Origin of the sequence: uncultured Cetobacterium sp. (genome assembly GCF_947072685.1) — a bacterium.
Classification (GTDB): Bacteria; Fusobacteriota; Fusobacteriia; order Fusobacteriales; family Fusobacteriaceae; genus Cetobacterium_A.
Map to the genome: position 1 here is coordinate 8596 of NZ_CAMTIK010000010.1, position 26242 is coordinate 34837.

Annotated in this window: 6 protein-coding genes; all 6 read left to right on the top strand. The window is 33.1% G+C overall.

Translation table 11 applies throughout. From position 1 onward, the window contains the following. Positions 1-146 precede the first annotated feature (146 nt). Positions 147-13301, top strand: coding sequence for a hypothetical protein (locus Q0V67_RS05060; protein ID WP_297597665.1), 13155 nt, complete (start codon positions 147-149; stop codon positions 13299-13301). After that, entirely contained in the window at positions 13301-17044 is a 3744-nt protein-coding gene (locus Q0V67_RS05065) for a hypothetical protein (RefSeq protein ID WP_297597666.1), read from the top strand. The genes Q0V67_RS05060 and Q0V67_RS05065 overlap by 1 nt, the downstream gene beginning before the upstream one ends. Positions 17045-17162: 118 nt before the next feature. Next, positions 17163-17909: a hypothetical protein gene (locus tag Q0V67_RS05070; protein ID WP_297597667.1), complete on the top strand. Its 747-nt coding sequence runs from the start codon at positions 17163-17165 to the stop codon at positions 17907-17909. A gap of 12 nt (positions 17910-17921) precedes the next feature. Then, positions 17922-18362 (top strand): hypothetical protein, encoded by a 441-nt coding sequence (locus Q0V67_RS05075; RefSeq protein ID WP_297597668.1) that lies wholly within the window; start codon positions 17922-17924, stop codon positions 18360-18362. Positions 18363-18438: 76 nt separating this feature from the next. Further along, positions 18439-21150 carry a hypothetical protein gene (locus Q0V67_RS05080; protein ID WP_297597669.1) on the top strand — a complete coding sequence of 904 codons (2712 nt, stop codon included), beginning with the start codon at positions 18439-18441 and terminating at the stop codon, positions 21148-21150. 76 nt (positions 21151-21226) lie between these two features. After that, entirely contained in the window at positions 21227-26200 is a 4974-nt protein-coding gene (locus tag Q0V67_RS05085; protein WP_297597670.1) for a hypothetical protein, read from the top strand. The last annotated feature ends 42 nt before the right edge of the window (positions 26201-26242 follow it).

Below are 26242 nucleotides of genomic sequence, written 5' to 3' on the forward strand. Positions count from 1 at the left end.
TAAAATCAAGCAGTTTTTTTATTAATAATATATAAATAATGAAAAAAATCAAAAAATATAAAAGGAAAAATTATAAAAAACAGAATAGAGTTGAAGATAAAAAAGATAAATTAAATAAAAAAATTAAAACTATATGAGGGGGAAATATGGCAAATTTGAAAAGCTATTACAAAAAGCTTGTTTTATTGTTATTTTTTGTTTTTAACTCGGTACTAGTTTTTGCGGTTCCTACAGGACCAACAGTAACAGTTACTAAAACAGATCTTGTAGGAAATATCTTAGCAAAAAACTATGACAACGGCGATCAAGTTATCTATAAAATAAGGGTTGACAATCCAGATGTAAATCCATTGAATAGTGTGATGGTATCTGTTCCACTCAGCGGATTGACTTCAAGCTTAGATGCAGGAGGGACTGGAGCTGTATTTTCAAATTTAGCAGGACAATTTAAAGCTAAAAGTTCTGGAGCAAACGAAGGAACTTTTAATCTGAGTGGAGATTTCTTAGCAAGTAATGTTACAATCCCTGCTGGAGGATTTGTAGAGTACTATGTGTTGGGAGTTGTAAATCCTGGAGTGAAGGATAATATTGTGGTGACTGCCCAAGTGAAAGATACAACCGGAAGCACAATTTTAAGTTCAGGAAGCGAGACTCTGACAAGAGTGGCATACAGTTACACTCTAGTTAAGAGTGCAACTACTACAACATCAGGATTTTATGAAAAAGGCGGGGCGGTAACATATAAGGTAACTGTAACTAATACAGGTACAAGTAGTATAAAAGGGATGACAATAACAGATATCCAGCCAGCGGATATAACTGGAGTTACTACAACGGCAACGGCAACAGGAGGAAGCATAATAGGAAGTTTTTCAACCTCTGGAGACCTTATAGCGACAGGAATGACAATAACTGCTGGATCAAAAATAGAGTATTTAATGACTGGAACAGTCTTAGCAAATGCATCAGCGGATATAATAAATAAGGCGACCGCAACTGTGAGAAGTGCAACACTTGATTCCAATACAATCACTTTAAAATTGGCAAATTATCAATATACTTTAGATAAAACTTCAACAAATTCTAAATTTACTCCAAATCAAAATTTCACATACAAAATAATAATAACAAACACAAGTCCAACAACAGCAATAACAAAGTTAAAATTGGAAGATACATTGTCAACACTTACAGCACTAGCTGTTGATGGGACAACTAAAGTTGCTTTTGTACCAGGAACAATTTCGACAACCGCTTCGACAGCAACAGCTGGAAATTCGACTGGAACATTTAACACAACAGGAGATTTAACAGCAACTGATATAACTATTTTACCAAGCAGTTCAGTTGAGTTTCAGATAACTGGAAAAGTTAAACCAGATATAGTTGGAGATATAACAAATATAGCTAAAATAACAGATAGAAATGGAAATGTAGCTACGGATCCATATGTTATTACTTCAGAAACACCGACATTGAATGTGACTAAAACTCAAAATATATCCACATATAAACCAGGAGATCCAATAGTTTATACTATTGGAGTTTCAAATACAGGTCTTGGAATAGCTTCACAGTATGTTGTTGAAGATACTGTACTAAATATATTGGGGAATTTAGCGAATTCAGGAGCGACATCAGCTACAGATATAATCTCTGCATATCCATTTAACTCATTTACTATATCGGCAGCTCTAGATGTGGGATCCACAAATTCTAAATCCTCTTTAATAGATTTTGGTGGAACAGTATCCAATCAAAATTTATCGGATTTGATCTCGCTTTATCCAAATGAGAAAATAATATATACAATAACTGTAAATACCAAAAATACATCAATAAGTAATTTAACAAATAATGTAAATGTAAAAAAAGGTGCTTTAACACCGATAACCAAAACTGTAACAACAGCAGCACAAGCACTAGCTAATAATTCATTAGTTTCAATAACAAAAGTTCCAACAGGAACAGAGTATACACCAGGAGATGTAATCACTTACACTATTACAGTGAATAATCCAACAAATAACTATATGAACAATGTGGCGATAAAAGATTTGATAACTCAAATTCAAGCCACACAGTTATCAGGATCTGATGGTGTAGCTTTTGAAAGTTGGGATCTATCTGTATTGAGCCAAACAGGTCTTGGAACTGCTCCGGGGACGACTGGGCTTATAGGACAAACTGGAGATTTGCTATTAACAGCAGATATTGGACCAAACGGAACAATAGTATATGAATTAAGAGCTAAGACAAAATTGACGACAGTGGGGACAATTTTAGATAAAGTTGTTTCTGCCAATGATAATGTTCCTGAAAATGGAACAGGAGTTAAAATGTCTAACTCGATTTTAGAAATTGCCAAAAATGTGGATTCAACAGAGTATATACCGGGTGGAACTTTAAGCTATACTGTAGATGTGGATAACCCCGGAGACGGTTATGCAATTGATGTGAAAGTAGAGGATAAGCTATCACAAATTATGACAACTTTAATTGATGGAACAACAGGTCCAGCGTACACCTCTTGGGTAGTAACAGCAAAAGTGTATGATATAGCAAGTGGATCACCGGTTCTAGTTACTGATCCAAACGATACAACATACCCTGGGTTTACAGGGTCGTTCAATGGAAATCAAAGTTCTAATCCAACATTTTTAGTGACAAATGCAATACTGGGTCCTGATAGAAGAATCAGATATACAATTGATGTTGTTGTGAGCCCAAAAGCTAAAGGAAAGATTAAAAATGAAGTTAGAGTAGATAATAATCTGTTTTCAGATAAAGGATCGATAACGAGGGTATCCAAAATAAAAATTGAAAAATCAGGGACAAGTAGCTACGTTTCAAAAGATGGGACAATGATTGAGTATAATGTAGTTGTTTCAAATGATGCATCAGCAGGAGTTGCACTAGGTATAAAAGTGGAAGATTTAATCAGTACAATAAAGGCTGAACTTTTAGGAGATGGAAGTCTAATATCCCCATTTTCAAGCTGGACTGTCGACGTGCCAACTCTAGTTGGATCGGAGACGAAATCAACAATAACATCACAGCTTTCAAATTTGGATATAAAAGATACAGTGAACATATCTCCAGGTGGGTCGATTACCTATAAAATAAAAGCGATATTGAAAAATCCAACTCAGAATCAAGTTGTGTATGGAAATATAAAAAATACGGTGACAGCAGATACTTTGGCAGCATCTTGGACAGTGGTACCAAAATATCCAAATCTAAATATTATAAAACAAACTACAAGCACAAGTTTTGGAAATGGAAATGAGGTTGATTTTAAGATAACTGTTCAAAATATAGGGGATGGATATGCAAATAATGCAACGATATCAGATATTTTAAATGCTACATACTTTGAAAATATTAGAATTACAGGGATATCGACTGGGGTAGGAAGCACAACAGGAATTACAGGGACAATAAATACTAATTTAAATAGTACTGTGGATATAGCTCCAGGAGGAACTGTTGTCTATGATATTCTAGCCAATGTAAAAGCTGATTACAATGGAAGTTTTGTTTCTAATACAGCCTTTGTTACAGATATTCAAAACGGTTTGACAGAGAGCTCGTCAACAACGGTAGATAGAGATGGAAATGCGGCTGCCAATGGACTGGATATAATAAAAAGAAGTGATACTCTGACATTTACTCCAGGAGGAACGGTAACTTATTTTATAGATGTAAAAAATAGACAAGGAAAACATGAAGATATAAGAGTGGAGGATTTGATATCTTCAATAAAAGCGACATATGCTAATGATTTGACAGACAATACAATAGATCTTTTAAATCAATCGGCATTTACAAGCTGGACAATATATAAAGGTGTAAATAATCCAAACCCCGCAACAATATTTGCAGCATCGGGAACAACAAATTTAAATGATACTATTACTGTTGGTGCAAACTCAACTGTAACATATAAAATTGTGGGAACTGTGAGTGATAGGGTTGTGAGCAAAACATTGACAAATGTTGTCTCAGTTTATAACTCTACCAATAATATAATAGGGACTAGTTCAATTCAGCACAATATAATACCACCTGGTGGAGGAATTACAAGAGTTGTGGATAAGGGTAGATATATTCCGGGAGTTGACAGCTTGACATATACAATAACTGTTAATTCTACAGGGTCTGGGTATCAAAATAATATAAATATCAACGAGTTGATTAAATCATTGTCAGTTGATTTGATTGATGGAACAACAGGAAACCCATTCCAAGATCCAGTGACAGGAGCATACAATTTTACAGTTACTGCAGTTAATACAGGTTCAACTAATGGAACAGAAGAGGATTTTACAGCAGGACCAGCAAACAATACAAATTTAGTAGGCGTAGTAGATGTTAAGTCTGGAGAAAAACTACAGTATATTATAACAGGACCGGTTAGAAAGGATGCAATAGGAACTATAGACAACAATGGATTGATAACCGAGCCATATAGATATAATCTTCAGTCAACAAAATCTGTAAGCCCGTCAAGATATCAACCTGGGAAAGAGATGATATACACAATAACTATAAATAATAACAGTACTGGAAATGCTAAAGATATAGTTGTAGAGGATGATTTAAGCTCAATATCAGTATTGGATTCAACAGGAGCGACGATAACTCCAGCACTGACAAATATAACTATAGATCTAGTAAATTCAACTGCTACTGGATATAAAGCTAGTTTAGGAAATCCAGTTATAACATCGGGAAAACTATATGCGACACCGGATATACCAATAGGTGGGAAAATCGTATATAAGATTAAGGCTACAGTTAATGAGAAGGCTATCGGATATATGGTAAATACTTCATATATAGATACTGATGCTGTTTCAAATGAGGTAGGACCAGCAGCAGACAATCTGAATTTGACAAAAGAGATAACAAAATACTATGCACTCGATGGTACAACTGTCATAACAGGAGGATATCAACCAGGTGGGTACATTGAATATAAAATTATGGCTAAAAATCCAGGGTTTGGAATATTAAATGATGGAATTTTTAAAGATGATCTATTTAATATTACAACAAACTATTCTGATGGGACTATTGGAAAAGCTTTTGACAGTTGGGTAATTACAAAAACAAGTTCAATAGGTGTGGCAACAAACTCCGATATAAGTAATTCGATAGTGTTAAACACATCTACAACTACGGGGATAGATACAACTGTAGATATAGCACCATTAGGTGAGTTTAGCTATGTAATAAAAGCAAAAATAAATGAAAAAGCTGTAGGAAGCATAAAAAATATTGTGGATGTAAACAGAACTCAAAAAAATGTATCCACATCTATGAAGTCATCTACGATAACTCAAACAAAGCAAGCATACAATCCAGATGGAAGTGTAAAAAATACATTCTTGCCGGGGGAAACAGTAGTTTACAAAATAAAAGTACAAAATACAGGTTCAGGAACAAGCTATTTGCAAACATATCAAGATTTCGTTGCAAATATAACAGCGGAAGTTGCTGAAACTCCAGGATCTGTAGAAACTCCAATAGAAAGTGTATTTGAAAGTTATTCTACCACATACACAACTTCAGGCGGAAATGTGACGACAGTAGGAACATATAACGATACAATAAATTTAGATAAGGTAACGATAGCTTCTGGTGGATGGATAGAGTTTGTTATAACAGGAGTGCTAAAGAAAACTATTATAGGAGACTTTACAAATACTTCAAAATATGCAAGTGATACAAAAACTAAAAAGTTAACAAAGGTACCTACAACCCTTGCGGTATCTAAAAAAATAACTAAATTAGCTGGAAAAACATTTGTAGTTGGAGATACATATAAGCCGGGAGATACCATAGAATATAAAATAACAATAGAGAATACAGGGAATAGTTTCTATGATGATCTTTCAATTGTGGATAATTTAAACAGTATTGTAACAAGCTTGACAGGGGATACAACAGGAAAAGCTTTAGAAAATATAGCTATAACATCGAGTGTAGAAAATACACTGGGGAATCCTGTTCTAACAAATATAAAATCTAATTCAGGAGATGGAACAAGCAGTATTGTTCAAGAGGCTGATTTGGCACCTAAAGATAGAATAACTTATATAATAACTGGGAAAATTGTTTCCACTGCGATAGGAATAGTTCCTGCTAACGTTGCAACAATAGGGGGAACAAATTATCCTTCGGCTCCAGTTAACCCAAAACAACCAAATATTATATCTTCAAAAACATTGATTTCACCAGTAGATAAACTGTATGGTCCAAACGAGGAGATAACATATAAGTTAACTGTAGAAAATACAGGTGAAGGATATGGAGATGATATAAAAATTGTAGATCTATTGAGTCAGATAAAAACTGAGATAATCGGTGGAAATCAAGGTCAAGCTTTTACAAGCTGGACTTTAACATCAAATATTACTCACGGGGATTCTAACTACAATGGTGAAACAATACTTCAAAATACTTTAGTTGACAATCAAGATATAAATACAGAGATAGATATAGCTCCAACTGGGAAAATAGAGATTACAATAAAAGCTAAAACTTCATCTTTAGCAGTAGGGGATATAGTAAATATTGCTAAAGTGAACAATAAAGATGTACCAAGTGAAATTATAAGCTCGAGAAAGGCAAATGTTGAGCTATATAAGTTGCCGTTGATTGATGGGGAGACAACATATTCTCCAAATGGAAATATAGGGTTTAGAGTTGTTGTAAGAAATATAAGTCCAGATAAAATTGCGAATGATATTAAAATTAAAGATATCATAAGCTCTATAAAGGTCGACAGTATTTCAGGTGGGTTAGTGGATGCATTTCAACCAGGCTGGACGCTGTCTGTATTCAATCCGGGAAATACCAATCCAGATCTAATATCTGTATCAGGAGTTGGAGCGACTGGGGATTTAAATAGTGCAAATATAGACTTGGCTCCAAACCAAATTGTTGTTATAAGAATTCAAGGAAAGGCGAATGACCAAGCCATTGGAAATATAACTAATAGTGTAACTGGAACCTATAATGGAGATTTAGGAGAAAAAACAGTAACTTTGACACCGGTTATAGGAATAGCAACTATAGATAAAATAGTTGATACAACCAATTATATTCCCAAAGGAAAAATTCACTATAAACTTGTTGTTAAAAATACAGGAACAGGGTATTTAAATAATATTTCAATAGTTGATGACCTGCTGGCAATTCAAACGGATTTTGTAGGAAATCCTTCGACAGGAGCAGCTTTTACTGGGTTTGTAGTCACAGGAATCACTAAAAATAATACAAACACAGTTGTAGTACAAGACGGCGCTTATACAAGCGGATATAAAGGAACAGCAGACATATATCCTGGGGATACTTTAACAATAAATATAGAAGCAACAGTCAATGAAAATGCTGTTGGGGATATAGAGAACACAGCAAGTGTAAAAGATTCCACAGGGGGTCTTTTAGATGATGATAAAGCACTAGTAAAACCATCTGCTCCAACATTAAAGATTTTAAAAACTATAGACAAACCTGTATATATAACAAAGGATACAATAAAATATGTAATCACTGTTGGAAATGTAGGGCAAGGATGGGCAAATAATGTATTGGTAACAGATAAAATAAGTGGAATTTTGACAGAGTTTGTAGGAGTTGTAAATTTACAACCAGCTTTTGAAAGTTGGACAATTGAATCAAATACAGTGTTAGGAAGTGCATATCCTGTAGTGGTAGATATACCCTATCAAGATTCAAACAATGATTTGAATGCGACAGTGGATATAGGACCTATGTCAGCTGTTGAATTTGTTATCTTGGCAAAAATAAAAGCAAATGCAAAAGGAAAAGTGTTGAATAATGCAGCTTTTAAATACGGCAGTGATTCTTCGGTGGATAGTAATACCGTGAAAACTGTTCCAAAAGATGCATCTGTAACGATTGTTAAAGAGCAAGCGACCGTGAGAGAGAATCAAACACCGACTTCAAATCCAATAAAATATTGGTTACAAGATACAATCATTTATAAAATAACAGTAACTAATGGGGATGGGAATCCAGCAGAAGTTGTAATTGAAGATGCAATTAAAAATATTATGGTTGGTGGAACACAAGGAAGTAGCTTAAAGGCATTTTTGAACTGGACAATTGTAAGTGTCACTGCGAATGATGGGTCAAATGCAACTTTAATATCACCGGCAATAGGGGTAGTATCTACAACTGATAATCCAAGAGTGGAGATTGGATTAAAAAATTCTGAAAAAGTTGAAATTGTTATAAAAGCAAAAGTCAACGAAGGGGATATCGATGGGCTGCCTATTTCAGTAATAAAAAACAGTGCAAAACTAACCCAAAAGCTATTGGATGAATCTGATATAACCGAGGACTCAAATGAGGTTGTGGCAACACCTTATCCACCATTTTTAGAAACAACTAAAAGTATAGTTTCTATTGGTGGAGTTAACTATACTGGACAAGGTTATGAACCTGGGCAATCCATTGTCTACGAAGTCACTGTGCATAACACAGGGCGTGGAGTAGCAAAAGATACTGTGATAAAAGATGAGATAGATGATGTCAGCGTGGAGTTGGCAGGTGGAACAACTGGACCAGCATTTTCTGGATGGACAATATCCGTAGAAAAAGATCATCCTGTAAAACTGGATCCAGATACATTTGCACCAAATACAAATATATCCACCCTGGCAGATATTGGACCGGATCAGAAAGTAACCTTCACAATAACAGCAACAATTGTAGGGGATGCAGTGGGAATAATATCTTCTAACCATGTGTTGGTGGATGGAAATGAAACTCCTTCACCTGAGATTAAGCCAAAATCTCCAACTGCTCCAAATTTGAATAAAGAAATTTCAAAAGGCGAGGTATATATTCAAGACGGAACTATTGAATATAAAATCACTTTAAAAAATCCAAATGAAAAACAATGGTTAAATGATGTGAAAGTCATAGATTTAATAAATAGTATCACAGCGTTAAAAGCGGATGGAACAACTGCAGCAGCCTTTAAATCTGGATGGACAATCACAAAGACAGACCTATCTAAAGGAAGTATATATACATCAAGTTATCCAATTGTAGGAGTAAATTTAAACGATACAATAGATGTAGCTCCACAGGATGTGATAACATTTATAGTAACAGCTCAAGTGAACAGTGATATAGTTGGAGATATTGTAAACACTGTAAAAGGATCGTATTTGGACGGGACAACGACAAAGCCTCTTCCAGATAAAACAGTGACTTCAACATCTGAACCAGGAGATGTAAATATAAGTAAAACAGCTTATCTGCCAACCTATCTACCAGATGGACAGATAGGATATAACATAATAATAAAAAATACATCGGTGACGAGCATAGCAAATGATGTATTTATCACAGATATTATAAGTGGTGTACTGGCTAAGCAGATTGGAAGTAGCGTGCTGACACCAGCCTTTAAACCAGGGTGGACAATATCCACAACAGTGGTAGGGGATACCGTAAATACAGATGTAACAACAATACCGACATCAGGAGATATAAATAATGTAAAAGTGGATATAGGAAAGCAAACAGAGGTGATAATAGAGATTAGAGGGTTTGCAAAATCAACAGTCTATGGAGATATTTTAAATGAGGTTACATTCAATTATCCAGATGCAGATGAGAAAGGAAGAGATGAATCCACAATAAAAAATGTTCTTCCGACAGCAAAACTAGAAAAGCTAGTTGATAAAGTAGAGTATTCATCTGGAGATAAGTTGACATATACAATAACAATTGAAAATACAAGTCAATCAAATTTACCAGGATTTAATATCACAGATGAGATTGGTAAAATTCAAACTGAAATATCTGGAAGTGGTAATCTTCAAGGGCTGGCATTTGTATCTTGGAAAAGAGATAGTTTACAAGTACCAAGTACATCTGCATTGATATCAGAAGGAAATATAGATTCAATAGGTGGCGATACATATTCGGCAGTTGTGGATATAGCCCCAGGAGATAAAATTATTTTAACTCTGTCTGGAATCACTGGTTCAAATGTATTTGGAGATATTTTAAATGAGGTGATTGGAAAGTATAAAATAGTAGGAGAGGATGAGACGGAATTAAAATCTGACGTGACTTCTAAAGGAAGATTAGGAAAACTAGTGATAACTAAATCAGCGGATAAAGATATATATATACCGGGTGATAGTGTTGCCTATACAGTTGTTATACAAAATATTGGAGATGGTTGGGTAAGGGATGCGATTGTTTTGGATCTATTTTCTGAAATTCAAACAATACTTCTTGAAGGAATAACAGGACCAGCTTTTGATTTGACAAATATGACTGTTAGTTACCAGTCAAGTTCTACTGAAAATGAAGTAACTATGATTGAGAGCGCTCCAGATTTTAAAGCGGAGATAGATATAAAAAATGGTTCCACAATAGAGTTTAATATAACAGTTAAAGTGGCAGAAAATGCCGTGGAAAAAATTGATAACACAGCAAAAATTGTACTTCGTCAAGAAGAAAATGTTGAGGTAATAAACTCCAATACAGTTACAATAAATCCTAAAGCACCAGTAATATCACTGATTAAAACTGTTGACACAATAAACTTTGAATCGTTGAAAGATTTAACTTATACAATAACATTATCAAACGACGGGGATGTAAATGTAAATAATATTGCAATCCAAGATATTATTAAAGATATCAGAACTTCAGACAACACCGGAAGTCTAGTTTATCCATTTGAAGATGGAGTGGCAATAACGCAGGAGATAATACCGGCAGGATCGGCAGTAGTAATTCCTAAAACTGTTGGAGAGGGAATTATCGACGATATAGTTTACATGAAACCGGGAGCAAAAATTATTTATACAGTTGTGGCAAAGGTTAAAGATGGAATAGTAGGAAATATAGAAAATACAGCTGTGGCTAATGTTACACCACCTGTAGGACCACCAATAGAGATATCTTCAACGGTAGTTTCAAATCCTATAAATCCAGTTATAACCGTAGAGAAAAGTGCAGTAACAGAATTTGAAAATGATATAAATATCATACCGCAAGAGTTAGTTACGTACACAATTAAAGTGATTGCCGATAGAACGGTATTTAATGTTCATGTGGTGGATGATATTACTGGAATAAGTGTATCGACAGGGGAGGCATTGTTTGATCCAGCGACAATATCAGTACTCTCTGTTCAAGAGAATGGGGTCGATATTCCATATACAGGAACAATAAATTCGTCTTCAAGTACAATAATTATAGGCAGAGTTGACAAGGAGGCTATTATAACTTTAGTGGCTAAAGTGAGTGAAATGACACCTTTAATTTCAGGCGAAGAGATTAAAAATATAGTTACAACAAACTATGACCAAAATAATGATGGAACTCTAGATTTGGATACATCGCTAGAAGCTTTCGCAATAGTGATTCCAAAATCACCAAAACTAGAGATTAAAAAAACATCAAATATGGAGGAGATTTTACTAGGAGAGGATTTAGAATATACCATAGTTATAAAAAATGTAGGGCAATCAAAAGCGACTAATTTTGCAGTCGTGGACAACGTATCAAAAATAACAGGAAAATCAAATACTGGTATAGTTATACCGGCATTTACAGAGTGGGAGATAACAGGTGAAGCTGGACCTAATAGTTATATAGGAACACTTCCACCAGCAAATACAGATTTAAATATAACTGATGCTGAAATTGCGGTAGGAGAGAGTTTAACATATAAAATAAAAGGTAAACTATCCCTGGATTTAAATGTTAAAGAGATAGAGAATGTGGCTATAATAAAGTTGTTTGATGGAAATGAAATCGACTCAAGAGCGATAACTAAAATTAAAAAACCGATGATAACTATAGATAAAGAGGTTGGTCTCAAAGAAACATCTATAGGAAAATTTGTACCATATTCAATCTTGGCAACAAATAATGAAAATCAAACAGTAAAAAATATCTATATAAAAGATACTCCACCATCAGGATTTACTTTTGTGGAGAACTCTTTACAGGTGGTTCAAAATGGAGTGAATATAGGGACAATACCTACAAAATATGTCGGTGACTCGGTATATGTAGGACCATTTGATTTGAAACCTAGAGAGCAGATAGAGGTAGTTTATCTAACAAAGGTATCAATAGGTGTTGTTCATGGAAAATATAAAAACTTAGCGGTGGCAATCAACTCTTTTGGCACTCAAATATCAAATGAAGATTCTGCAGAAATAGATGTAGTTGAGGATCCTTTATTTGAAACTACAACAGTTATAGGTAAAGTTTTCCATGATAGAGATGGTGATGGAACTCAAGATGATTCTAGAGCAACAAAAATAAAAGTGATGCAATATATTCCAGAATCAGATTATATACCAAATAGTACATTCACTGTTATTGATGGAATTAGAGGACCAATTAAAGATCAAAGTGTACCTCTATCTAGAGGAATCGAATTTAAAGATATACTTCATGGAAGAGTAACTGAAAGTGATAGATTAGATAAATCTAAAATAGAGATATATACAGGAGTAAAAAATATTGAAAACCTTGGAGATATAAATGTTACGACAGCAGAGGGGACAAATATTACTCTAACCAAGGATAAAAAGATACTATTAAAACATACAGGATTAAAATCTAAGGGTATGGTTTCACAAAATATAGTTGTGAAAAGAGAGGTTTTAAAGAGAAGTACAAATAAAAATAAGGTCAATGAAGTGGAGTATTACCAAAAGATAACAATAATGAATACAGGGTTGCAGGAAGAGGGATTGGCTGGAGTTAGACTGGCAAATGTTGAGGGTCTAGTTATTATAACCGATCAATACGGTAGATATCATATTCCAGAGGTTTCATCTAAAAAAGGTAAGAATTATATTTTGAAAGTGGATGAAACAACTCTTCCAATAGGAACAATATTTACAACAGAAAATCCAAAAGTTCAAAGATTGGGATCGACAATGCTAAAGTATAACTTTGGAGTAATTCTTCCTAGGATAACTTATGAAACAACAGAAAATGGACTAAAACTGTTGAGAGTTAAGATACATCCAGAAGTTTTATTCGATGAAAATAGTGATTATTTAAAACCTGTAATTTATAAAAAAGTTTATCGTTCGATTAAGGGAAGGTTAAATAAAGGGGATAAATTACTGGTTGAATTAAATACAAGCGAAAATACAGATTTGGATAGGGCAAGAAAAGAGAAGTTATTAGAATCTTTAAAGCGATATTTGGATGAAAAAAATATCGAAGTACAACTTATTCAAACGCAAGGGGAGGGGAGAATATAATGAAGAGATTTATATCAAATAAGGGAATGCTAATATTAATTATGGGATCATTAGCTATAAATATAGCTGTGGGACAAACCTTGGAATCTGCAACAAAAATTCAGCCTCCAAATGCATTTGATGAGTATGATATTATAGATTCATATATAACAGAGGATTTAGGAGAGGGTTGGGAAAATTCTAAAAACAATATGAGAGGAGTTGAGTTCCAGAAATTGGAACTTGACTCAAATCTTCAAGAACTACCAACATTTCCTATGTCTGAAAAAAATATCTATAAAGGTAGAGTGTTTTTAGAAAATAGAAGTGGAGTAATATATAGTGTGGTTGATCCAATCGCTGTAGAACCAAAATTAAATGTAAAAACTTCAGATTATGCGACAATAAACTTTTCTGGAGAGATAGAGGAACCGATATTTTTTTATACATATACAAATTATGAAAAGAATATAAAAAGTTATGAACTCTATGTGTATAAAGAATTGGATAGAGCTAGAATTAATCCAATAGCAGTCGTTACTGGAGAGAATCTAGGAAAAGATAAACCTATAATATGGGATGGGAAGTTAGAAAAAGAGGACAGACTTGAGAGTGAAGAAAATCTTTTCTATATTTTAAGAGTCTATGATGAGAATGGAAGTTTTGATGAAACAAAAGAAAAAGTTATAGACTTGAAGAGATTTAAAACTCTATCTGAAAAAGACAAAGAAGATGTGACAGAAGATATAAAAAATAAAATTTATGGGACGAGTTCTTTACAACTCCAAAATATTCCAGTATCGGGGTCTAAAGTAAGATTTTTCGGAAGAGATTTAAAAGGAAATAGTTTGGTAAAAATAGACAATCAAAAGGTTGATGTAGACTCTAAGGGAGATTTTATCTTTGAAACGATATCCGATGAACCTAAAAAGATATATAAACTCAATGTGGAGTCCGGGGATACAAGTGTAGAATATCCAATTGAAGTTGAAACCCAACCAAATTATGAATATTTAGTGGGGTTAGCTGATTTTTATTATGGAAAAAATAAAATATCGGGGAGCAGTTCCATATTAGAAAATGATCCTAGTTTTGAACCTAGCTATTATAATACTGGAAGATTGGCAGCGTATTATAAAGCGATAAAAGGAAAATATAAGATTACTGCACAAGCGGATACTTGGGGTAAAGAGATAAAAAATATGTTTTCAGATTTTCATGAAAGAGATCCAAATACTATATTCAGAAGGATTGACAATCAATATTTTCCATTTAATTATGGAGATGAATCTGAACTGTATTATGATGTTGAAACACAGGGTAAGGCTTATTTGAGAGTTGATTGGGACAAATCACAAGTTCTGTGGGGAAATTATGAAACTGGATTGGATTCAGGAATTTATAACGAATATAACAGAAGCTTATACGGAGCTAGAGCTGAATATAATAGTTTAGATACAAACACATTTGGAGATAGTTTGTACCATATAGAGGGATTTGCATCCAATCCTGATACAAGCTATAAAAGGGATAAGTTCTTAGGAAGTGGCGGAAGTATATACTATCTTAGTGAAAGAGATATAGTTATAGGAAGTGCTAAATTAATTGTTGAAATCACAGATAAAAAAACTGGAAGAGTAACAAATAGAGTTCCTTTAACAGAGGGTAGTGACTATACAATAAATGAGCTATCAGGAAGAATTATTCTATCCAACCCGCTCTCTCAGACATACTTTAATAAAGGGTCGACAGATATAATAAAGGACAGTCCGTCTGGTTCTGCAAATACCTATCTAGTAGCAGATTATGAATATTATTCTCCAATGGATGACATTTCAAATCTATCAGCGGGAGGAAGAGGACAGGCCTGGCTTACCAATAATGCAGCGATAGGTGGAACATATGTAAAAGAGAATAGAAAGGGTGATACAACTGACTATGAATTGGCAAGTGGAGATATTGTTTTAAAAAAATCTAATGGAACTTATTTGAAAGCTGAATATTCAGAGAGTAAGGGAAATCAGCTGACACAGGACTCAAACTGGTTTTCATATAATGCTGGATATGATTTTATTCAACAGCCAATCATTCTGGATAATGCAAAAGGACGTGCTTACTATATAGAGGGGGCATTGAAACCTGAAGATTATTTTAAAAAATTAAATCCAAATGACACTGTAAAATTTTGGTATTCTAAAAAAGATAAAAACTTTTCAACAGCAAGTGAAAATAGTGGGCTAGAAAAGGAAGAGTATGGAATAAGAGCTGAGCATAAAGCCAATGAGAAAACAAAAGTTTATGCGGAAGCTACAAAATATACAGAGAAAGATTTTGACGACTATGGAGATTCTGAAGGATTACAAGAGGAAAATAGTGTTTTGTTAGGAGTATCCTATGATTATACAGATAGATTAAATTTTGGATTAGAGGGTGAGTATGTAAAAAATAAGGAGGATGAATCACAACTCATCACATACAATGACAACGATTTAGATACAGGAGAAGCTTTTCTTCTGGGGGCAAGAGTAGGATATGAATTCAGTGAAAGATTGGAAGGTTATACAAAGCTTCAAAGTTCCGTATGGAGAGATAAAGGGTATGGAACTAATAATCTGATTACAGTTGGAGCTAATATGGCTGTAACTGAAAAATTAGAACTTGGAGGTGCGGTAAGTACAGGAAATCAGGGCGATGCTGTAGAGGCTAAATTGGGATATAAATATAGTCCAGATTATGAGATTTATACAGGGTATAGCTATGAAAATGAGGATGATCTTACAAGAGACTTCACTCTGGGTCAAAAGCTTGCATATAATGAAAAAGTAGACCTATATCAAGAGGCAAGTTTGATGAAAAATTATTCAGAAAAAGGGCTTTTACAGGGGTATGGAGTTGACTATAAATATCGGGAAAATCTGACGCTTAGTTTTATGTATGAAAAAGGTGATGTAGAAATATACGAAGGAGACGTGAGAAGAAATACTCTTAGCTCTGGAGTGAGATATGAGTCTGAAAAGTTCTATTCTAGAAATAGAATTGAATACGGAAAAGATTCAGGGGCAAGGGATACAAAAAGTTTAGGGTTTATAAATAATATGAAATGGAATCCAGCACCAGAGTATACTTTATTTGCAGAAGCTAACTATGTAAGTGTAAAAGGGGATTCGTTTACCTTAAAAAGATCTAATACCAATGAGTATTTGAATAGAAGCTTTGACACAAACGATAAATATTATGAATTGGGATTAGGTTTAGGTTATAGACCAATATATAATGATAGATTGAATTTAATCTCAAGATGGAACTATATCTATGACACGTCTGGAACAGGATTGGTAGATTCTTCTGCAGCGATGCAGTTTAAAGCACATATATTCTCTCTCGAGGCTATCTATGATTTGACACAAAAATTGAGTGTAGCGGGTAAATATGCGATAAGAAAAGATGAGGTGAGATTAGTTTCTGGTGGAAGTTGGTTTGATAACACTATTAACTTATATGCACTGAGAGCAACGTATGAAGTTATTTATCGTTGGGATCTATTTGCAGAGTATCATATATTAGAAAATAGAGGAGATGATGAGGTTAAACAGGGAGTGATAGCAGGAATATACAGAGATATCAATGAAAATTTACAACTGGGAGTAGGATATAACTTCAGTAAATTTACAGATGATCTGAGTGATTTAAGATATAAAAGTGGGGGTGAGGAGTTAGACTATAAATCTGAGGGTTGGTTTATAAACTTAATCGGTAAATTCTGATTGTGAAAATAATAATTATTCCCATTTAATTTAAATGGGAATAATTTTTTTGTTTAAACAAGGAAACAATAATTTTTATCAGTAAAAGATATTAAGCAGAATATAATGGAGGGGGTATATGAATAAGAAGATATTGCCATTGTTATTAGTTTTAATTTTAGGATGTGAGAAAGGAAGTTATAAAAATCAAAACTCACCGCCAATTGATGGCAGGCAGACAAAAGTGGAAAAGAATATGAGTTATCAAATCACAAATTTATCTCAACGATTGAATCAAATCTATGCGAATGGAGAGAGGTTTAATTATCAATTCATGGGGTCAAATGAGGCCACAACAAAAACATTTATTACAGGTAAAGAGTTAGTAATTCCCATTTTATACGAGACAATAGAAAACAATTTAGTTTTGAGTATCGCAATTTTAATCAACTTACAGACAAACGAAAAACAAATCTTAGTGGACAATCTTATAATCGATTACAATCAATTTAAAAAAATAATAGAAAAATCAGCACTTTGGATAGGTAAAACAGAAAGTTTTGACAGTAAATTTATTTTGGAAAAACCTTTAGAAGAGACAGTTGAAGTTTCATTTCCACAAAATAAAACGAGTAAAAAATTTGCTGCATTTATGATTTTTGACGGGGAGAGAAAAGGCAAAGACCTTGTTTTGAGAGAGGAAGGGAACAGTGAATTTCAAACAGTAGTATCGTTTAAAAGAAATAAAATAATATATTTAAACGACAAACTAAACGAGGAGTTTATATTGGGAGCAATTTCAGAAAACTCTAAGAGTATGATTGACGAGATAGATTCTTTAAATAAAGCGTATGAAGATTTAGATTTATTATTAAAAAAAAATTAGGAGGAGTAGATTATGAAGAAAATATTACTGATGTTTATATTGATTGGTTCTGTAGTTCTAGGAGAGGTTAAAACCCAGTTGAAGAGCATGAAAATTTCAAAATCTGGAGATGGAAAAATAGAGAGAGTTGAAGCCAAAAATGTTTCGCCTGGGGATATTTTAGAATATACCTTTATGATAGATAATGAAGAGCAGGAGGTTATAAAAAATCTTAATCCAACAATACCAGTGCCTAGTGGAACATCATTGATTCCAGATACAGGCAAACCAAGTAATTATTTAGTGAGTGTAAACGGAAGAGATTTTTATAAGTACCCCATAGAAGTTGATGGAAAACCTGTGCCATTATCTGATTATAAAAGTGTGGGTTGGAATGTAGAGGAACTTAAACCGGGGGAAAAATTAGAGTTTAAAGTAGAGGTTAAATTAAATGGAGGTGAGGGGGCAAATTAGATTTTAGAGTAAAGGATTGAATAAAAATCTGGAGGTGAGTTTTTAATAGAGAATAATACTTAAAAGGAGATGAAATATGGAGAAGAAAAAAATTAAAAGTAAGATAAAATCCCTTTTGTTCACTTCAGCAGTTTTAGGAGCGTTTACATTCAATACAGCTGCTGGAGCGAGTAGCATACCATTTGCTAATACCGATATTGGAAACCAAGCTACTTTGACCTATCAAACTCTTGGTGGTCAAGCAAAGATGTTGCAGTCAAATATTGTTATAACAACAATTAACCAAGCTTATGCAGTACAGTTAGAGCCAAATAGAGAGGTTCAAGCCGTAGCAGGAAAAGATGTATATTTTAACCATACATTGACAAACTATGGTAATGGAGTAGATTCTTTCACGATAAAACATGACTACGGACCTACTAGAGATGTAGTTATGTATTTGGATGTCAATAACAATGCGGTTCTAGATCCGGGAGAAAATCCTTTAGAAATCAACGCACAAGGTGAGGCAAATATACCAGAGGTAGACCCGTGGAAAGGTGTAGGAATTATAGTTAAGGTTAACACAAAATCTGGTGATACAGGAATAATATCAGGAAAGTTAACAGCAACGAGTAAAGGTGACAGTAGCAAAACAGATGAAGCAAGTGAAAAAATTACAATCATAACAACAGCAAATTTAAATGTATATAAAGCACTGAGTTCTTCTCAAGGGGCATCTGATATAGCTAGAGAAGTTACAATTTATTTAAAAATGTACAATGAATCTCCAACTGAAGCAAAAGTTGCTGAAGTAACAGACAGTTTAAACACTAAGTTTAACTATATAGATAACAGTGCTAAATGGCAAGATTTTGGATCGAACACTTCAGTGGCAATTGCAGATGATAATGGAGCTGTAAATGGAGTTGAATATAATGTGGTTAAAAGAGCTTCTGAAAGTGGAAGCGATAAAATAACATTAAAATTACCAAATGTATCTGGAAATACGACGATAGCATCAACAGGTGGAGTTCTATCATTTAAAGTGATGGTAAAAGAGGGAGAAGCTGTGGCAACTCTTCCTAATGAAGCGACATATAAATTTAAAACGTTTGATGCTACGGGAGAGTATATAGAAGGAACTTCAAACAAAGTAAATTACTCTATTTTAAAGTATGTTAGAGCACAGTTTTCTGGAGATACAATACTGTCTGGTCAAGCTGGAGAAGAGTTAAGATTTGTGAATGTATTTAAAAACATAGCAAATGCAGCGGAAGTATATAACTTATCAATATCAGATAAGTTTTTCCCAGTGGGAACTACTTTTAGATTAGCTTTACAGACACCAGGAGGACAAGAGAGACCAGTTTTAGATAATAATGGAGATTTAATATATGATACAGGAGTGGTGGGTATAAACGAAACTGTAAATGTTGTACTATATGCTCAACTACCAACAAATATAACCAATATTCAATCAAACTATACAGTTAAAAAAATAGCTACAAGTGTGCATACACCAACTTATAATGTAAATGCTTTAGATACTTTAAATACACTTAGAGCAGCAACTGTAGATTTGACAAATAATCAGTCTTTGAGTGAAAATAAAAATGCACCGGGACAAGGAGTAGGACCTGAGCAATCACCAGTTACTCAAATTGCTTTGAGACCAGGTGAAAGTGGAAACTTTATACTTCATGTAAATAATACAAGTTCATATATAACTGATACATACAGATTGGATGTAAGCACAAGAGCAGATTTTTCGGATCAAACAATACCAGCAGGAGTAAGTGTTAAATTTATATCTGGTGGAGGAGCTGAAGTTACATCAACATCTCCTATCCTACCAAATAATAGTGAGAGAATAAATGTAAAGGTTGATATAGCCCTTAATACGACAGCGAAAACAGTACCGCTGTATTTTAGAGTGACATCTGTAATAACAGGATCAAAAGATATTAAGTATGATTCAATTACAGTAAGTGCTGTAAGAGATATATCTATAACACCTAACAATACAGGTTCAACTTATGCAGGAGGACAAGTTATATACACGCATACAGTTAGAAATAATGGAAATGTATTGGAAGGGGATGGAAGAGCCAGTGAGGTAAATATTGTAGCAAGAGAAGCTTACTCTCAATGGGCAACAGAAATATTTATGGACACAAATGGAAATGGAATATTTGATATAGGTATTGATACTCCATTTAGAGATTTCGCAACAATAGGTGGATTAGTTCCAGGGCAAGAGGTAAAAATATTCGCTAGAGTTTCATCTGAAGTTGGAACACCGGCAGGACAAGTAAACACTACAACAATTAGCCCAGAAGTGACAATAGGAACATATCCGCTTGAGGCAAGTGTAACAGTTGCCACAGACAAAACAACAATTTTGGCTGAGGATTTAACTATAACTAAAAAACAAAAATTAGAACTAACAGGTAAATATACATCTGAACCACAAAAAACTGATCCAGGTAAAAATATATTCTATCGAATAGATGTTAAAAATGATGGACAAGTGGATGCTAAAAATGTGGTTATAAGAGATACGGTTCCATACTATACAACACAAATATCAGGAGATACGTTAGGAGAGGGAATAGTAAATAAAGCATCCTATGTAATAACAAGTGCACAGGGAACACAGGGAGCGTTTAAAGCGGCAGAAGTACAACCAGGAAATGGAAATAGAGGTGACATAGTAGCACAGGTTGGAGTTTTAAGACCGGGCGAAACAGCAACATTATATTTCCAAGTTAAAGTAGATAGTATTCCAACTGTACCAGCACAATAAAAGAGAGAGGGGTTTAAACCCTCTCTTTATAGAATTTTAAAAATTAGTAAAAGTTAAGAATAAGAGGAGGGGCAATATGAAAAAAGTAAAATTTTTTATTTTTATATTGCTTCTTTTTTTATTTCATAAAAATATATACTGTGAAGTAGTTAGGAATATAGCTTATTTAAAATCAGAAAATATAGAAAAATCAAGTAATGAAGTTATTACATATAGATTGAATAGTAAAATAAAATTTGTAGAACATGGTGAGAACAAAAAAGAACAATATTTAGATGAAAAAAACAAAATATATGTGATAGGAGAGCTTGATTTAACTCAAACAGGAAAAGAGATAATATATTTTAAAAAAAATATGTATTCATCGTTTTATCCAGAAAATATACGGTTTTTTATACAGGAGGGAGAATCGGAATATGTAGAGCTAGAAAAAGAGTCTATAAAATCAAATAGAACAAAAGATATAGAGTTGGATGGTGGTAAAAAATATAAGGTCATTTCGGTAGGAGAAAATATAAAAAATACACCAAATATAGAGAGTGGGAATTTTTCTTTAGAGGCTTTTAATAAAGAGAAAAGTATTGGAGAGATAATAAATAAACTTATTATAGAAAATAAGTTGACATTTATAGCTGACAAAGACAATGAAGAAACTCAGTATTTGGATTTTAAAAATCAAATAAAGACAACAGCAGACATAAGTTTTATAAATTTATTAAAAGAAAAAGCGATATTTAAAATGATTTTAGGAAAAGATATGATGGTAGAAACATTTGTTGGAACAATGGGGGAAGAAAAATTTTTATTTCATTGGAACAATATTGACAAGTGTTTTTATTCTGATGAGGTTGAGATATACGGGGATACTATTCTAGATGTTTTAGGAACAGGGATTAAAAAAAATGAGAACATTGAATCGGAAGATTTTACTTTATCGATGTTAGTGGGAGATATGAGTTACGGAAGTATAAAAAATAAAATTGTTATGGAGTCTCAAAATAAAATATTATTAGAGAAAAAATCAGTACAAAAGATTGCTCGCGTTGGGGATATAGTAAAATACGAGCTCACTGTAAAAACAACAAGAGATGAGATGTTTAGAAAAATAATATTGAAAGATACTCTCCCTAAAGGCTTTGAGTTGTTAGAAAAAAGTATAAAAGTTTCAAAAGGAGATATAGGGGAGATAAAATATTTTGAAAAGAATATGTTTTCTTTAGATATAGATTTTTTATCTGAAAAATTTACTGAGAAAGAGTTATCAATTGAGTATATGATAAGAGTAAATGTGAATACAAAATTGGGTAAAAATATAAATAGAGCTATAGCATACGCAGACAATGAAATAAATAGAGTGATAGAATCGAATTTAGCTTCAGCAGAGATAGAAATAGATGGAGAGAATTTTTCAGAAAAAGGAATTATTATAGGTAGAGTTTTTATAGATATTGATGAAGATAAAAGATATGATTCTAAAAAAGATATTTCAATTCCAGGGGTTAAAGTATTTTTAGAAAATGGAGATTTTGCAATCACAGATTCTGATGGAAAATATAGTATATATGGAGAAGACGCAACAACACACATAGCAAAAGTTGATAGGGGAAGTGTACCTTTAAAGTTAAGAGGTGTAAAATTAACAAATAGACATTCGGAAAATGGAGAGTCTCAATTTATTGATTTAAAAAAATCACAACTTAACAAAGGTAATTTTGCATACATAATTTTAGGAGATAAGGATAAAACAATTTCTATAATTCAAGAAAGAAAAAAAATTCTAGAGGAGAGAGTAAATGAAATTTTTTATCAAGTGGATAGCAAGGAGTTAAATTTTAAGCAAATATCTAAACCGGAAAGAAAAGAGCTCGGTGAAAATGGTATTATAGATAATCATGAAATAGTAGATTTCGTAAAAGGTAGTGTAAATATAGAAAATAAAGAAAAATTAGAAAAGAATAAAGAAAATGTAGAAATAGATTTAAGAAAAAAAATGAAAATTTTGAATACAGATGAATTGTCAGAGAAGATTGAGAACTTAAATAATGAGTTGGATATTATAAATATACAGAATGGAGACGTTGTTTTAAATCACATGACATTTCAAATAAAGAGTCCATCTGGTGGAAGAATTGAACTTTTTATAAATGATAAAATGGTTGGAGTCGAGCACATAGGAATAAGAGCGACATCAGCTATAAATTCTCTATTTTTTTTAGAGTATGCTGCAGTGATGTTAGAGACAGGAAAAAATAAGGTAAGAGCAAGTTATTATGATCAATTTGGAGTAGAAAGAAATAGGATAGAAAAAGTGGTATTAGTTCGTGGGGAGTTAGAAAGAATTGTATTTGAAATAAAAAAAAGTGAAAGTACAAATGAAGTTGTGAAATTTATATTGAAGGGAACAGATAGTAATGGAATAGAGATAGAACACGACTTGAATGCAAGGGTAGTGTTAATGGATAAAGATAAAGGGGAATGGATAAATGGTGAAAATGGAAAAAATGCGGAAGAAATAAGAGTGAAAATACCTAAAGATAGTTATAAAGAGGTGCTGTTTAGACCAAAACCGGGGAAAAAAAAGGTGGCATTTAAAGTAGCAGTTGAAGGTTTAGAAGAGGAGTTTGTATTTGAAATAAAAGGAGAAGCAATCCCAACATTTGTAAATGGAATAATAGAAGGAAGAGTTAATTTTAAAGGTAAAAATGAAGAGAATTTCTTTTTTGAAAAAGATATAAGTAATATTTTCAACGATAAACTTTATTACAGAGGAGCAGTATTTGCAACAGGAAATTTAATGGAAGATTATTTTTTAACTTTGACTTATGATAGCGCCAAAGAAAAAGAAAAATTTTTCTCATATAAAGACCCAGAGGATTATTATCCGATATATGGAGATAATTCAATTAAAGGACATACTGGTGAATCTAGAGAGGATTTATATATAAAAATAGAAAAGGACAAGTCATACGTTATGTATGGGGATTTAAAAACTTCGGAACTATTTGATAACAGGACTAGGCTAAATCAGTATTCAAGAGCTTTAACAGGGTTTTCTTCAGAACTTTCAAAAGAAAAAATAAATATAAATACGTTCTATGCTAAGGCCAATAGTACAAAAGTAGTTGATGAGCTTCAAGGAAGGGGAGTATCAGGACCATACACACTTTCAAATAGAGATATTATAGATGGAAGTGAAGAGATAAAATTAGTCACTTACAACCGAGGTACAAAAATTGTAATCTCAGAATTGAGCATGGTCAATGGTCAAGATTATACGATTGACTATGACTTGGGGAGAATATATTTCACAGAACCCATAATGGGGATGGATTTGGAGTTTAATCCAGTATTTATAAGAGTTAACTACGAAGTGGAAGAACAAAGTGGAGATGCAAAACCAGTCTATGGAGTTGTTGGTAGATATAATATAAATAAAAATGTCTATTTAGGTGGAAGTTATGTGAAGGATGACGATAAACTAGAAAAATATGAGATGCAGGGAGTGGCACTTCTATACGAAAATGAAGACCATTTAGCTATATTGGAGGTATCTAAAACAGATGATTTTGAAGAGGGAATCGGTGAAGCTAAATCTTTTTATTACAAATATGAAAAAGATAAAAGTAAAATAAAAGTTATCTATGAAAAATCAGACGACAGCTATTACAATCCTGATGCAGATGTTCAAAGTGGCATAGATGGGCTTGAGATAGAGGGGGAATACAGATTAAAAAATAACAATCTATTAAAATTCAAAAGTGAATTTTTGAAAGAAAATTTGGAAGCTGGAAGCTATGAAAAAAAGGATGTGTATTTAGGAGTTGAGTTTGAAAAAAAATCTAATTTTGTGTATGAGGTCGGAGCAAAACATTATTTTAAAAGTGATACCTTAGACCAAGGAGAGATAAATACCATAGGAGCAAAAATTGCATGGGAGCCTGTAGAATATCCTGGGTTTACTACGTTTTTAGAGTATGAACAAGATGTGTTATTGAGCGATAAAAAAAGAGTTGCGGCGGGGATAGATTATGAGGTGAATGATGGAACAACTCTTTATTTCAGGCAGGAGTTGATATCGGAACTTTCGGACGAATACTACCTAGACCCAGAGGATGACAGCAACAGAACATTGGTAGGAGTTAAAACTAAAAAATATTTAGGAAGTGAGGTTTTTACGGAATATAGAGAAGTAAATGAGGATGAAGGGGTAAAACCGGAGGTTGGAACAGGTTTGAAAAGAGAGTTTGAAATAACTGAAAATCTTAGTCTATATGGAACTTTTGAAAGGACAGACCCAGTGTCATACACCAAAACTGAGGGAGATGAAAAAAGAAAGGCAGAAAACTCGGTAACTTTTGGATATGATTATTTAATAGATGATACAAGTAAAACTAGAGGAGATTTTGAATTTGAATTTGGAGAGACCAGTTCATTTTTAAATAAAATGGGATATGGAAAAAAAATAAACGAAAGTCTCTCTTTTATAGGTAAAAATAGATATTATACAGAGGGAGATTTGGAGCAAGAGGACAGATTAATTTTAGGACTGGCATATAGAGATGCAGAAAATGACAGGTATAACTCTTTGAATAAATATGAGTTGAACTACTCTAAAAATATAATAGATGACAACTATAAACAGCTTACAAATTTAGTTAGAAGCTCCCATAACTATCAATTCAATAGATGTGTAGACGGAACACTCACATTGGCTATAAAAAATGTTGAAACAACATACGAAGAGATAAGTAGCGACTATACAGCTTATCTGATTGCGGGGACGTTGAGTTATGATGTATATAAAAATTGGACCACGGGAATAAGTTTAGCGAGTACATTTGATAATAAGCAAAACATTGATTACGGGGTTGGAGTTGAAGTGGGCTATGTTTTTGAATCAAATTTGTGGCTATCGTTAGGATATAATTTTGTTGGGTTTAAAGATAAGGATTTTGATCCATCTGGAGAACTGAATCAAGGAGTTTTTGTCAGATTTAGAATGAATGTTGGAGATGTGTTTGACAATATGAAAATGAAAAAAGTTAACTGATAAAATTATGTCAGTTAACTTTTTTCATTTTATTCTTTAAAT

Bases quoted from the DNA above. Each gene is read 5' to 3' on its own strand.
- Q0V67_RS05080 (WP_297597669.1), top strand. From the start codon at position 18,439: ATGGAGAAGAAAAAAATTAAAAGTAAGATAAAATCCCTTTTGTTCACT.
- Q0V67_RS05065 (WP_297597666.1), top strand. From the start codon at position 13,301: ATGAAGAGATTTATATCAAATAAGGGAATGCTAATATTAATTATGGGA.
- Q0V67_RS05075 (WP_297597668.1), top strand. From the start codon at position 17,922: ATGAAGAAAATATTACTGATGTTTATATTGATTGGTTCTGTAGTTCTA.
- Q0V67_RS05060 (WP_297597665.1), top strand. From the start codon at position 147: ATGGCAAATTTGAAAAGCTATTACAAAAAGCTTGTTTTATTGTTATTT.
- Q0V67_RS05070 (WP_297597667.1), top strand. From the start codon at position 17,163: ATGAATAAGAAGATATTGCCATTGTTATTAGTTTTAATTTTAGGATGT.
- Q0V67_RS05085 (WP_297597670.1), top strand. From the start codon at position 21,227: ATGAAAAAAGTAAAATTTTTTATTTTTATATTGCTTCTTTTTTTATTT.